This window comes from Methylocystis silviterrae, from assembly GCF_013350005.1.
GTDB lineage: Bacteria > Pseudomonadota > Alphaproteobacteria > Rhizobiales > Beijerinckiaceae > Methylocystis > Methylocystis silviterrae.
This window is the reverse complement of the sequence record NZ_JABVWW010000005.1, coordinates 22,650-35,974: the sequence shown is the minus strand read 5'-3', so window position 1 is coordinate 35,974 and position 13,325 is coordinate 22,650. Positions and strand designations below refer to the sequence as shown.

13 protein-coding genes are annotated in these 13,325 nt (G+C 63.2%); 6 read left to right on the top strand and 7 right to left on the bottom strand.

The genetic code is table 11. From position 1 onward, the window contains the following. Positions 1–339 precede the first annotated feature (339 nt). From fabF to fabG, 3 genes are all read right to left on the bottom strand, one after another. Positions 340–1,602, bottom strand: coding sequence for a beta-ketoacyl-ACP synthase II (gene fabF, locus HUN39_RS07140; RefSeq protein ID WP_175093784.1), 1,263 nt, complete (start codon positions 1,600–1,602; stop codon positions 340–342). A 92-nt stretch (positions 1,603–1,694) separates the two neighbouring features. Then, the gene (locus HUN39_RS07135) at positions 1,695–1,934 is read right to left on the bottom strand and encodes an acyl carrier protein (RefSeq protein ID WP_014891668.1); all 240 of its coding nucleotides are present in this window, start codon (positions 1,932–1,934) and stop codon (positions 1,695–1,697) included. Between the two features lie 300 nt (positions 1,935–2,234). Next, the gene (gene fabG, locus HUN39_RS07130) at positions 2,235–2,972 is read right to left on the bottom strand and encodes a 3-oxoacyl-[acyl-carrier-protein] reductase (RefSeq protein WP_175093783.1); all 738 of its coding nucleotides are present in this window, start codon (positions 2,970–2,972) and stop codon (positions 2,235–2,237) included. Positions 2,973–3,397: 425 nt separating this feature from the next. Between fabG and HUN39_RS07125 the strand changes: the two genes are divergently transcribed. Continuing rightward, positions 3,398–4,171 (top strand): outer membrane protein, encoded by a 774-nt coding sequence (locus tag HUN39_RS07125; RefSeq protein WP_175093782.1) that lies wholly within the window; start codon positions 3,398–3,400, stop codon positions 4,169–4,171. 104 nt (positions 4,172–4,275) lie between these two features. Here the strand turns inward: HUN39_RS07125 and fabD are convergent, their stop codons facing one another. Beyond that, a complete protein-coding gene (gene fabD, locus HUN39_RS07120) occupies positions 4,276–5,223 on the bottom strand; it encodes an ACP S-malonyltransferase (protein WP_175093781.1) in 948 nt (315 codons plus the stop codon). A 105-nt stretch (positions 5,224–5,328) separates the two neighbouring features. Here fabD and HUN39_RS07115 point away from each other — a divergent pair, with 105 nt between their 5' ends. Beyond that, entirely contained in the window at positions 5,329–5,913 is a 585-nt protein-coding gene (locus tag HUN39_RS07115) for a nucleoside deaminase (RefSeq protein WP_232365970.1), read from the top strand. 17 nt (positions 5,914–5,930) lie between these two features. Here the strand turns inward: HUN39_RS07115 and HUN39_RS07110 are convergent, their stop codons facing one another. The 3 genes from HUN39_RS07110 to HUN39_RS07100 form a co-directional block, all read right to left on the bottom strand. Then, a complete protein-coding gene (locus tag HUN39_RS07110; RefSeq protein WP_175093780.1) occupies positions 5,931–6,383 on the bottom strand; it encodes a GIY-YIG nuclease family protein in 453 nt (150 codons plus the stop codon). A 22-nt stretch (positions 6,384–6,405) separates the two neighbouring features. Beyond that, positions 6,406–8,340 (bottom strand): acetate--CoA ligase, encoded by a 1,935-nt coding sequence (acs, locus tag HUN39_RS07105; RefSeq protein WP_175093779.1) that lies wholly within the window; start codon positions 8,338–8,340, stop codon positions 6,406–6,408. A 183-nt stretch (positions 8,341–8,523) separates the two neighbouring features. After that, positions 8,524–9,156 (bottom strand): Crp/Fnr family transcriptional regulator, encoded by a 633-nt coding sequence (locus HUN39_RS07100; protein ID WP_175093778.1) that lies wholly within the window; start codon positions 9,154–9,156, stop codon positions 8,524–8,526. 197 nt (positions 9,157–9,353) lie between these two features. Between HUN39_RS07100 and HUN39_RS07095 the strand changes: the two genes are divergently transcribed. From HUN39_RS07095 to rpoN, 4 genes are all read left to right on the top strand, one after another. Beyond that, positions 9,354–9,593, top strand: coding sequence for a hypothetical protein (locus tag HUN39_RS07095; protein WP_232365969.1), 240 nt, complete (start codon positions 9,354–9,356; stop codon positions 9,591–9,593). A 37-nt stretch (positions 9,594–9,630) separates the two neighbouring features. Beyond that, positions 9,631–10,236: a 3-isopropylmalate dehydratase small subunit gene (gene leuD / locus HUN39_RS07090; protein WP_175093777.1), complete on the top strand. Its 606-nt coding sequence runs from the start codon at positions 9,631–9,633 to the stop codon at positions 10,234–10,236. Positions 10,237–10,373: 137 nt separating this feature from the next. Continuing rightward, the gene (lptB, locus tag HUN39_RS07085; RefSeq protein WP_175093776.1) at positions 10,374–11,366 is read left to right on the top strand and encodes an LPS export ABC transporter ATP-binding protein; all 993 of its coding nucleotides are present in this window, start codon (positions 10,374–10,376) and stop codon (positions 11,364–11,366) included. Between the two features lie 360 nt (positions 11,367–11,726). Beyond that, positions 11,727–13,292: an RNA polymerase factor sigma-54 gene (gene rpoN / locus HUN39_RS07080; protein ID WP_175093775.1), complete on the top strand. Its 1,566-nt coding sequence runs from the start codon at positions 11,727–11,729 to the stop codon at positions 13,290–13,292. Positions 13,293–13,325: the final 33 nt, after the last annotated feature.

Sequence of the window (13,325 nt, the reverse complement as noted above, 5' to 3'; positions counted from 1 at the left end):
CGGGCGGCGGAACTTCCGTCGGCGGTGCGCCCGATTCCTTTGCGGGCGCGTTCAGGCTTTCTGGAACTGTGAGGTCTTCGCTCTGCCGCGCGCCTTTTTCGGCCGGGGTCGGCTCGCTTGGCGCCGCTGCTGCGGCGTCTGTTGGCTTTTCGGGCGCGCCTTTATTGTCCGCTTCGCTCATCGCACTACGCCCATCAAACGTCGAAGATCTCACGCCGATTATCGCCGAGGACTTACACTATGCCTCATTGTGGCGAATTCAGGAATGCGCCGCTTCCGTTCGCAGGCTCCGGCGTATCGCGAGATAGGCGTTCGAATGCGCCGGCTGAGCGCCGATGTTCAGGATGCGCGGCGAAACAGCAGCGAGGCGTTCGTGCCGCCAAAGCCGAACGAGTTCGACAAAGCGATATTGATTTCCTTCTCGCGGGCTTTGTGCGGCACGAGGTCGATCATCGTTGCAACCGAGGGATTGTCGAGGTTGCGGGTCGGCGGCGCGACATTCGCCTGCATCGCCAGGATCGAATAGATCGCTTCGACGGCGCCGGCGGCGCCGAGCAGATGGCCGATCGCAGATTTCGTCGACGACATGGCGAGCTTGGGTTCGACATTGCCGAGAAGGCGCTCGACGGCCTTCAGTTCGATCTCGTCGCCGAGCGGCGTCGACGTGCCGTGCGCGTTCACGTAATCAATCTCGCTTACGGAAACGCCGGCGCGCTTTAGCGCGGCCTTCATGCAGCGATAGGCGCCGTCGCCGTCGGGCGACGGGGCGGTGATGTGATAGGCGTCGCCCGACATGCCGTAGCCGATAAGTTCGGCGTAGATTTTCGCGCCGCGCGCCTTGGCGTGCTCATATTCCTCAAGCACGACGCAGCCGGCGCCTTCGCCCAGCACGAAGCCGTCGCGATCCTTGTCATAGGGCCGGGAGGCGGCTTCGGGGCGATCGTTGAACCCGGTCGACAGCGCGCGGCAGGCGGCAAAGCCGGCGACGCCAATGCGATTGACGGGCGATTCGGCGCCGCCGGCGACCATCACGTCGGCGTCGCCCATCGCGATGATGCGCCCCGCGTCGCCGATGGCGTGCGTGCCGGTGGCGCAGGCCGTCACCACCGCATGATTCGGGCCCTTCAGCCCATGCATGATGGAGACATAGCCGGCCACGAGATTGATGATTCTGCCCGAGACGAAGAAAGGCGACACGCGGCGCGGTCCCTTCTCTCTCAAGGTGACGGAGGTTTCGTAAATGCCGCCGAGGCCGCCGATGCCGGAACCGATCAGAACGCCAGTCGATTCCTGCTTCTCCGGGGTGTCGGCCACCCAGCCGGAGTCTTTTAACGCCTGCGTCGCGGCGCTCGCGCCATAGATGATGAAATCATCGACCTTGCGCTGCTCTTTGGGATCGAACCAATCGTCAGGATTGAATGTGCCGTCTTTGCCGTCGCCGCGCGGCACGACCGCCGCGATCTGGCACGCGAGGTCGGACGCTTCGAACGTGTCGATACGTTTGAAGCCGCATTCTCCGGCGGCGAGACGGCGCCAATTTGTCTCAACGCCGCAGCCCAAAGGAGATACGACGCCAAGACCGGTGACGACCACCCTGCGCATGGCTCTACTCTCGAACTTTTATGTTGTCGGAAATGGCGGCGTCGGCGAAGCCTCGCGAGAGGATTCGCCGCGCGCTTGGATGTTTAAGTTCGTCAGGCGGCTTTCGCCTTTTCGAGGAACTTCACCGCATCGCCCACGGTGAGAATCGTCTCGGCGGCGTCGTCGGGAATCTCGACGCCGAATTCTTCCTCGAAAGCCATGACGAGTTCGACGGTATCGAGCGAATCGGCTCCCAGATCGTCGATGAAATTGGCCTTGTCGACGACCTTGTCGGCTTCGACGCCGAGATGCTCGACAACAATCTTTTTCACGCGCTCGGCGACATCGCTCATCTTCTTTGATCCCTGTCTGCGTTTGGCGCTTCACGCGCCTTGCGGCGATTTAGAGCAGGCCTGCTGGCGCGCTCCATAATCGCCCTTCATCCCTTGTAAACTGCCATCGCGCGCCGATCGCCCTGATGTGTGCGAGACGCGTTGCGGCTTGCTCCACCGGGTTTAAATCGCGGCGACGCCGCCCCTCAGCGGCGAGGTCTGGTAGCATACTTCCCCGAGCATGGCGAGAGGCGCCCCCGCGTTCTCACGGACGCGGCGAAAGGTCGCCGCAGACGCGTTTTTCCGGGCGATTCGCCGCTCCTAGATCATGGCCATGCCGCCATTGACGTGCAGGGTCTGGCCGGTGACATAGGCGGCCTCGGCGCTGGCCAGATAGACGCAGGCGGCGGCGACGTCGGCGCCGGTCCCGAGCCGTCCCGTCGGCACCATGCGCAGGATCGCCTCCTTTTGGGCGTCTGTCAGCGCGTCGGTCATCGGGCTTTCGATGAAGCCGGGCGCGACGCAATTGACGGTCACGCCGCGCGAGGCGACTTCGCCGGCCAGCGACTTCGACATGCCGATCATGCCCGCCTTGGCGGCGGCGTAATTGCCTTGCCCGGGATTGCCGGTCACGCCGACGACCGAAGTGATCTGGATGATCCGGCCGAAGCGCTTTTTCATCATCCCGCGCAGCGCCGCGCGCGACAGGCGAAAGGCCGACGTCAGATTGACGTTGATGACGGCGTCCCAGTCCTCGTCCTTGAGGCGCATGAACAACATGTCGCGGGTGATGCCGGCGTTATTGACGAGAATGTCCAGACCGCCCATCGCCGCCTCCGCCGCCGGCACGAGTTTCTCGGTCTCGTCCTTTTGCGAAAGATTGCAGGGCAGAATGTGCGTGCGGCCGTTCAATTCGCCGGCAAGCGCCTCGAGCGCCTCTTTCCTCGTGCCGGAAAGCGCCACGGTCGCGCCGGCGGCGTGAAGTGCGCGCGCGATCGCCGCGCCGATTCCGCCGCTCGCGCCCGTTACCAGCGCAGTCTTGCCGTTAAGATCAAACATATCTCCCCCTCTCCTCCCTCGCGCCGATGGCGCGAGCTTTATAGCTCAGTTCGGGGGAGTGGCCTTTTTTCAGCCGCGGTTCAACTTCAAACGACCGCCTCCACAACGGCGGACGCCGCCGATGCCCGGTCGGATATTGGGAGAAAATGGGCGCCAGTCCGGCTTCGTTTCGCAAGCGACGGATTCGAGACTGAATTGCTCAACAACGCATCGGAATCGGCGTCAAATTTCATTGTGGCGTAACTGCAACAGTCGAAATCTTTTGGGTCTTTTGGGCCCGATTTTACCTTCTGTTTGTTGTTTCCCGCGCGAAATTTGCGCACAGTCCGCCGTGCTTGGGGGTCAGCGTCCTTAAACGTCCGAGAGAGTCACAGGACTGACGCGCACCTATTAATTTAAGTTGGCTCGAAATGAAGGATAGAGAGATGAAGACAGCGATCTCGGCCCTGGCTCTGGCGACGGCGCTTTTCGCCGGCGCCGCGAACGCCGCCGATCTACCCTCCCACAAGGCTCCTCCGCCGTACATCCCCCCGCCGCCGATCATGACCTGGACCGGGTTCTACGCCGGTCTTAACCTCGGCGGTGGCTTCTACGCCAGCAACTCCTCCAATCAGGGTTGGAACGGGGGCTGGAACAACGGCAACAACAACACCGGCGGTGTCATCGGCGGCGGTCAGCTCGGCTATAACTTCCAGGTTACGCCGATGTTCGTCGTCGGCGTTGAGACCGACTTCCAGGGCACGAGCCTCGGCTCTGGCGGCGGAAACAACAACAACTGGTGGTTGTTCGGCGGTTTCGGCGGCGGCGCAGGCTCGGCGCGCCTGAACTGGTTCGGCACCGTTCGCGGCCGCGTCGGCATCACCCTGCTGAGCCCGCAACTGTTGGTCTACGGCACGGGCGGCTTCGCCTATGGCGAAGTGCAGCGCAACAGCTGGTGGAACCAGAACAGCGCCGTGCAGACGGGCTGGACCGCTGGCGGCGGCGCCGAGTGGATGTTCTTCCCGAACTGGTCCGCCAAGGTCGAGTATCTGTATACGCAGATCAGCGGCACCGGGAACAACAACAACTGGCTGTGGGCGTTCAACCCGGGTTGGGGCCTCAACAGCACCAACAACCGCACGCGCTTCCACACGATCCGCGCGGGCATCAACTACCACTTCCACTTCGGCTCTCCGGCGCCGGTGTTGGCCAAGTACTAATCCTAGTACTAATTCTTACCGATCGGCCTTACGGTCGAGAGAATGGGCCCGGTCCTCGCGACCGGGCCTTTTCTTTTGGCGCTTCCGTCTCTCTTCCCGCGCCTCTACGCGAAGCCGCGATAGGCGTCGAAATCGCCGGGCGCGCCGACCGAAATGCCGGCGGCCTGCGGGGCGATCCGCTTCAATAGCCCCGCGAGAACCTTGCCCGAGCCGCATTCGACGAACTTGGTCGCGCCGTGACTCGCCATATAGGCCACGCATTCACGCCAGCGCACCGCGCCGGTGACCTGCTCGACGAGCAGTCGGCGAATCGCCTCCGGGTCCCGCGTCGGCTCCGCCGTCACATTGGCGACGACCGGAACGCACGGGGCGCTGATCGCCGCTCCGGCGAGCGCCTCGCGCATGGCGTCGGCGGCGGGCTGCATCAAGGCGCAATGGAAGGGCGCGGAGACCGGCAGCAGCACCGCGCGCTTGATTCCCTTCTCCTTGGCGATGTCGATCGCCTTGTCGACGGCCGCCTTGGCGCCCGAAAGCACCACCTGGCCGCCGCCATTGTCATTGGCGACCTGACAGACGCCGTTCGCCGCCGTCGCCGCCTCCTCAGCGATGGCGCGCGCTTGATCGAGGTCGGCGCCGAGCAGCGCCGCCATGGCGCCTGCTCCGACAGGGACCGCCTTCTGCATCGCGTCGCCGCGAATGCGCAGGAGGCGCGCCGTGTCAGAGATTGTCAGCGCGCCGGCGCTCGCGAGCGCCGAATATTCTCCCAGCGAATGTCCGGCGACGAAGGCCGCGTGGCGCGAAAGATCAAGGCCGCATTCGGCTTCCAGCGCGCGAATCGTCGCGAGCGAAACCGCCATCAGCGCCGGCTGGGCGTTGGCGGTGAGCGTCAGCTCCGATTCAGGGCCTTCGAACATGAGTTTCGAGAGCGGCTGCGACAGCGCATCTTCGACCTCGGTGAAAACCGCGCGCGCGGGCTCGAAGGCGTCGAACAGCGCCTTGCCCATGCCGACCGCCTGAGATCCCTGACCGGGAAAAATGAAAGCCTTCACCATGCGTAACCGTCCCTGCCTATTATTGTTTGCGTCGCCGCGTGTGGCGCCGAGGGGTTCGCTGTGTCAAGTTGGCGGGTGAAGCCGAAAAGCGCGCTGGAGCGGGGGATGAGCCAAACGACATGCGGCCGCGACGGCGGCCGCTTCAATCGGCGCGCCGCGCTGGCGACGATGGGCGCAGGTTTTGGGGTAGCGTTTGGCGCCGCGCCGGCGCAGGGCCATGCCAAGCGCGCGCCCGTCCTGCCGGAAGACGAAGGCTTCATGCGGATGGCGATCGCTGAAGCCGCCAAGGGCGACTTTCCCTTTGGCGCCGTGATCGTGCGCGACGGCAAGGTCGTCTCGACGGGCCGCAATCTCGGCGTCACCAACAATGATCCGACAGCGCATGGCGAGATGGTGGCGATTCGCCGCTTCGTCGCCGACAATCCGGCCAAGGATTTAAAAGGCGCAACGCTTTACACGTCAGGCGAGCCCTGCCCGATGTGCATGGGCGCGATCGTCTGGTGCGGCATGGGGCGCGTCGTCTACGCCGCGTCGGTCGAGCAGCTTGAGAAGCGAATCGGCCAGATCATGATCACGAGCAAAGCCGTGGCGCAGGCCGCGCCCTTTCTGACGGTCGAGATCACCGGCGGCGTTCTCGCGCCGGAAGCATTGGCGCTGTTTGATAAGAATAAACTGAAGCCGTTGCCTTAGGGGCGGCCCGGTGAAAGCTAATGGACTCCGAAATCATTATGCGGGGTCTTGAGCGTGATGGCGCAATAAATCTCCAAAAGTGCCTGCTTAGTTTGATCCGTCTCTTCGACTGCTCGAAACTCCATTGCTCGGACGCGTTCTTTTGCCCTTCTAAAGGAATTCATGAATTCTTGATCATTTAACAGTCTTTCGCGGGCACCTTTTCGGTAATCAACTTTTCGATTGGTCTCCGTGCGAGCCATGAGTGCAGCTAACGCAGCTTGGTTCGTTTGCGAGCAAGGGAGGGTGTGCTGCCGGAGACGCTGACGGATGTTGTTCGAACGACCAACATAGAAGTGGCTGCCATTCTCGCTAAAGAGATAGACTCCTTTTTTGGGAAGGATCGCTCCTTTTTCATACGGCGACGACTCTATCAAATGTTCGAACTTGGCATGCAGCGATTCGACGGCCAGCTGAAATTCTGGGCTCATAATTGCAGTCCTCTAAGGGGAATTAAGTCCCTGGCCTCTCCTTCACCAGCTCCTCCACCACCCCCGGGTCCGCGAGCGTCGAGACATCCCCCAGCGCGCCAAATTCCCCTTCGGCGATCTTGCGCAGGATGCGCCGCATGATTTTGCCCGAGCGCGTCTTTGGCAGGCCCGGCGCGAATTGCACGATGTCGGGCGTCGCGATCGGCCCGATCTCATGGCGCACCCAATGCACCAGCTCCTTGCGCAGATGTTCGCTCGCCGCGACGCCCTGGTTGAGCGTAACGAAGGCATAGATGCCCTGCCCCTTGATGTCGTGCGGATAGCCGACGACGGCGGCTTCCGAGACTTTCTCATGCGCGACGAGCGCGCTCTCGACTTCCGCCGTGCCAAGGCGATGGCCCGAGACATTGATGACGTCGTCGACGCGGCCGGTGATCCAGTAATCGCCGTCGGCGTCGCGCTTGGCGCCATCGCCGGTGAAATATTTGCCGGGAAAAGCCGAGAAATAGGTCTGCGCGAAACGTTCGTGATCGCCATAGACGGTGCGCATCTGCCCCGGCCATGAATCCGAGATCACGAGCAAGCCTTCGCACGCGCCTTCGAGAACATTGCCGAGCGGATCGACGATTTCGGGCGCGACGCCGAAGAAGGGCCGCGTCGCCGAGCCGGGCTTCAGATCAATCGCGCCAGGCAGCGGCGAGATCAGCACGCCGCCGGTCTCCGTCTGCCACCATGTGTCGACGATGGGACAGCGGCCCTCGCCGACGACACGATGATACCATTCCCACGCTTCCGGATTGATCGGTTCGCCAACGGAGCCGAGCAAGCGCAGCGATTTGCGGCTCGTCTTTTTGACGGGCGCTTCGCCCGCCGCCATCAGCGCGCGAATGGCGGTGGGCGCCGTGTAGAAAATATCGACCTTATGCTTGTCGATGATCTCCCAGAAGCGCGACACGCTCGGATAATTCGGCACGCCTTCGAACATCAGCGTCGTCGCGCCATTGGCGAGCGGGCCGTAGACAATATAGCTGTGGCCGGTCACCCAGCCCACATCCGCCGTGCACCAATAGACGTCGCCCTCGCGATAGTCGAAGACGAGTTCATGGGTGAGCGATGTGTAGACGAGATAGCCGCCCGTCGTATGCAGCGCGCCCTTCGGCTTGCCGGTCGAGCCGGACGTATAAAGGATGAACAGCGGATCTTCCGCGTCCATCTCCGCATAGGGACAATCGGCGTGCACGCGCGCGGCTTCTTCCTCGTAGCGGAAATCGCGGCCGGGCTGCATGTCGATTTCGCCGCCGGTGCGCGTGACGACAATGACCGTTTTCGCGGACACTTTGTCGAGCGCGGCGTCGACATTTGCTTTGAGCGGTATCTTCTTGCCGCCGCGCAGGCCTTCGTCCGCCGTGACGATGACCTGTGATTCCGCGTCGGCGATACGTCCCGCAAGCGAATCCGGCGAGAAGCCGCCAAAGACCACCGAGTGAATCGCCCCGATGCGGGCGCAGGCCAGCATCGCGAAAGCGGCCTCGGGAATCATCGGCAGATAGATGGTGACGCGGTCGCCCTTCTTGACGCCATGCGCCTTGAGCACATTGGCGAAACGGCAGACCTGCTCATGCAGTTCGGCGTAAGTGATATGGCGCGAGACGGAAGGATCGTCGCCTTCCCAGATGATCGCGACCTTGTTGGCGCGCTCCGGCAGATGCCGGTCGATGCAATTCATCGCGACATTGGTGGTGCCGTCCTCGAACCAGCGTATCGAAACATTATGCGTGTCGAAGCTGGTGCGCTTCACTTTCGAAAAGGGCGTGATCCAGTCGATGCGCTGCGCCTGCTCGGCCCAGAAGCCGTCGGGGTCTTTGATTGAGCGTTCGTAGAGCCGGCGATAGGCCTCTTCGTCGATGCGCGCGCGCTTTTTCCAGTCGTCCGGGACGGGGTAGATCTTTTGCGACATTCGTTTCTCCGTCGACGCATTTCGTAAACGCCCGCCCGTCATGGCCGGGCTTGTCCCGGCCATCCACGTCTTTATGGCGACGCAGATCGGGAGAACATGGCGCAGTGTCTCGGCGTGGATGCCCGCGACAAGCGCGGGCATGACGCAGAAAGGGGACGCTTACCGGCACGGAATGGGGAGCGCTCATCCCTTGCGGGCGCGGGCGAGCTCCACATTGTGCTGCATGCGCTGAACCATCAGCCGCATCAGGTAAAAGCCGAATTGCGGAGTCTGCGCCGCGAGCTGCAAGAGATCGTCATAGCGCACGCAGAGAAGCTCGACGTCGGTCGCGGCGACCGCGGTGGCGGTGCGGCGATTTTCATTGGTGAACATGCCCATCTCGCCAAAGAGCGTTCCGGGCTTCAGGGTGACGTCGGGTTCGCGCAGATGGATCTCGCCGCGCACCAAGAGATAGGCTTCCTCGGACAGATCGCCGATGCGATGCAGGACGAAGCCTTCGGACAGCTTTAAGGGCCGCATATAGGGACGCAGCCATTCGAAATCGAAATCCTCGGAGGCGGCGGCGCGAATGTCCTGGACGAGCCGCCGGATCTGTCGGAGCCGCACGATGTTGACCGGGACCAGAAAGGCGTTGAGCGCGAAGAGTGGGTAGAGACCCTTGAGAAAGAAGTAGGCGGCGAACAGCGCATTGGCGAGGATCGCCGCGATCCGCAGGGGGATCATGGTGTTCGACACATAAACGAACACGCTCGCCGCCGCGGCGAGATAGCCGAGGACTTCGATAAGCAGACCGTTCAGCGTCGTGGGCAGCGTCATGGCGAGATCGCTCGGACTTCAGCTTCGCCCAACACCTTTAGCAGAAGACTTTGTAAAAATGCGAGGGCGGAACACGTCGCCGCCCCGGGCGTTGCAAAAGGTCTACGGGGGTGGAGCAGGAATCGCCATGACGCAATCCGCCAGCATTCGTCCCGCCCCCGCCCGGGGCGCCTTTCCGACCGCCGCCGCGATCATTCTTGGCGTGGGCCTTGGCATTTTCTTTGGTGGCAACCATCTCAGGCATTCATCATGTGAATGAACGCGTCGATCGGGCGCAATGGCCGATCTATGACGCGGGCTTCATCTTCTGGGGCGCCGCGATTGTTGCTGGCCAGTTTTCTGCTTCTGCGCGGTTCGAGGCGGGAGATGGCGCCGCAGGAGGCTTGAGCCGCGCCTCATCCGTTTGGCGCTTTGCCCTTGCTGCGGCGATTTGGTAAAGGGCGCTAGACCTCCTCGCGCCACACCGAAAGAAACATGGACAAATTCACAACGCTGACGGGCGTCGCGGCGCCGTTGCCGATCATGAACGTCGATACGGACATGATCATCCCCAAGCAGTATCTCAAAACCATTCAGCGCACCGGCCTCGGCAAGGGCCTCTTTTCGGAGATGCGCTATCGCGACGACGGTTCCGAGAATCCCGATTTCGTCCTGAATCAGCCAGCCTACCGCAACGCCCGCATCCTCGTCGCCGGCGACAATTTCGGCTGCGGCTCGTCGCGCGAACACGCCCCCTGGGCGCTGCTCGACTTCGGGCTCCGCTGCATCATCTCGACGAGCTTCGCCGATATTTTCTATAACAATTGCTTCAAGAACGGGATCTTGCCGATCGCGGTCAGCGAGGCTGAGCTCGACAGGCTGATGGACGACGCCAAGCGCGGCGCGAACGCCACCCTGACCGTCGACCTCGCGGCGCAGGAGATTCGCGGGCCGGACGGCGGCGTGATCACATTCGACATCGACCCCTTCCGCAAGCACTGCCTGCTGAACGGTCTCGACGACATTGGGCTGACTCTCCAGAAGGCCGACAAGATCGACGACTATGAAAAGCAGGCCGCGGCGAAGCGCCCTTGGGCTTGACTGCGACTCGTCGGCGCCGCAGTGCGGCGCCGGGCTAATGTTTCCGAAGCGGCGCTTATGGGATAGAGCACCCCTGACGGGGCGGCGAGCGTCGCTTCCAACCGCTGGACGCCCAGAGCGACGGACAAGGCGCGCGCTTGAGTTATCTTTCCGCCCTTTCCATGCGTTTTCGCGCCGCCGGCCAGTCGCTGGCGCGGCTCGCTCACGGCGTGAGGCGCTCGCGAAAGCCCGACGACATCGCGGAAGGCCAATGGCGTGACGCCGGCGCCCAAAACTTAGGCGCCGATTCCGACGAGGCGGCGCGCGACGCAAACTTCTGGGGACCCGCGCCGACGAACGAACAAGCTGAGCCGCCGCCGGCCTTCGAGCCGGGCTCCGCCTATCGGGAACCCGCCGGATTCGACGGCCAGGGCCTGCTTTCGATCCATAATCTGGCGAAGTCCTACAAAGCGCGCCGCGTCGTCGAAGACGTGAGCCTGCATGTGGCGCGAGGCGAGGCGGTCGGGCTGCTGGGTCCCAACGGCGCCGGCAAGACCACAGTTTTTTATATGATCACCGGGCTGGTGAAGCCCGACAAGGGCGTGATCTCGCTCGACGGCTATGATGTGACGCCGCTGCCAATGTATCGCCGCGCGCGGCTCGGGATCGGCTATCTGCCGCAGGAGGCGTCGGTGTTCCGGGGCCTCTCGGTCGAGGACAATATCCGCGCCGTGCTCGAGATCACGCAGCCCGACGCCAAAAAGCGCGAGGAGGAGCTGGAGGCGCTTCTTGAAGAGTTCCGCCTCACCCGCATGCGTCACACGCCCGCCGTGGCGCTTTCCGGCGGCGAACGGCGTCGCTGCGAGATCGCCCGCGCGCTCGCCGGCCATCCGTCCTTCATGCTGCTCGACGAACCTTTCGCTGGCATTGACCCGATCGCCGTCGGCGGCATTCAGGACCTTGTGCGGCATTTGAAAGCGCGCGGCATTGGCGTGCTCATCACCGACCACAGCGTTCGCGAGACGCTGGGCCTCACCGACCGCGCTTACATTATCTACAACGGCCATGTGCTGACCGAAGGAACGCCCGACGAAATCGTCGCCAATCCGGACGTTCGGCGCATCTACCTCGGCGAAGATTTCCGCATGTAGCGCCGCAGGCGTCGTTCCTTCAGAGACGGCGCGGCGCTTTTTGGCGGCGTGGCGGCAAGGGCGCGTTTCTTAGCGACCAGCATTGTCGCGCTGGCGAGTTCAAGCTGTTTTCGCGCGGCGGCGAAGCCGCGTCGTGCAGCGCCAAGGTTGCGCTCTCGGCGCCCGACGGACGTTCTCCAAGAAGGGTCGGCTGTTGCCTGTTCGGGCGTCTTCGCGTTCGACAGATTGGTGATTAAGGCTTGGGCGGTTTGCTCGGCGGCGCGCTGCTTTTTTGGCCCTGTGCGCGCTGATCCGAAGTGATATAAGCAAGAACCGGGCCGCACAGGGGCGGCTGATGGCGTTTCGAGTGGGCCGAGCGAAATGGCGATTTCCACCAAGTTGATGATGCGTCAGGGCCAAGCCCTGGTGATGACGCCGCAGCTGCTCCAGGCGATCAAGCTGCTGCAGTTTTCCAATTTGGAGCTTGCCGCCTTTTTGCATGATGAGCTCGAGCGCAATCCGCTGCTCGAAGCGCAGGAAGGCGATGGCGGCGTCGACGCGGCCGATGCTTCCCAGGGCGCGGAGTCGAGCGCGGCGGAGGCCTTTGAAGGGCCGCAGGAGGGCGACTGGGCGCAGCAGGATCTCGCCGTTGACTCCGCGACGCTCTCCGCCGATCTCGGCGCCGACATGAGCAATGCTTTCGAGCCCGAGGGCCCTTCGATCGGGGAGCGGGCGCGGGATGAGGCCCCCGACGGCGCCGGTCTTTCGGCGACCTCCTGGACCGGGGCTGCCGGCGGCGGGCCGGCCGACGGCGAAGCGCCCAATCTCGAAGCTTATGTCGCCGATCGTCAGAGCCTCCACGAGCATCTCGCCGAACAGCTCGCGCTCGCCTGCCCCGATCCGCGTCACAGAATCATCGGCCAATCGATCATCGATGCGATCGATGAGAGCGGCTATCTGCGAGAGGACCTTGGCGAGATCGCCGCGCGTCTCGAGGCGGACATGGCGGAAGCCGAGCGCATTTTGGCGACGATCCAGACCTTCGACCCTTCCGGCGTCGGCGCGCGAGATCTTGCGGAGTGCCTCGCGATCCAGCTCAAGGAGCGCGACCGCTATGATCCGGCGATGCAGGCGTTCGTCGCCAATCTCCCGCTCGTCGCGCGCCGCGATTTTGCGCAACTCGCCAAGCTGTGCGGCGTCGACGACGAAGACGTCGCCGACATGGCGGCGGAGCTGCGCCGGCTGGAGCCCAAGCCCGGCCGGGCGTTCGGCGGCGCCCCGATTCAGCCGCTCGTCGCCGACGTCATTGTTCGCGCCGCTGCGGACGGCGCCTGGCATGTGGAACTCAACGCCGACGCGCTGCCGCGCGTATTGGTCAATCACAGTTACGCGGCGCAAGTCAGCGCCGTCGCCACCGGCCCTGCCGACAAAAGCTTCATTTCAAGCTGCCTGCAGAATGCCAACTGGTTGACCAAGAGTCTCGAGCAGAGGGCCCGCACCATTCTACGCGTCGCTTCTGAAATCGTGCGATTGCAGGACGCTTTTCTCACGCATGGCGTCGAACATCTGCGTCCGCTGAACCTGCGCACCGTCGCTGATGCGATCGGCATGCATGAGTCGACGGTTTCGCGGGTGACGTCGAACAAATACATGATGACGCCGCGCGGCGTCTTCGAGCTCAAATATTTCTTCTCCGCGTCGATCGCCACGACGAGCGGCGCCGCCGCGCATTCGGCCGAGGCGGTGCGCTTTCGCATCAAGCAGATGATCGATCGGGAAACGCCCGACGGCATCCTGTCGGACGACGCGATCGTCGAACGGCTGAAGGCGAGCGACATTGAAATCGCCCGGCGCACGGTCGCGAAATACCGCGACAGTTTGCGCATTCCATCCTCGGTCGATCGCCGCCGCGCCAAGCTTGCGCAGGCGCGCATGACAACCAATTAATTGTCTTATGTCGTCCTGAGGCTTGAAGCTTCG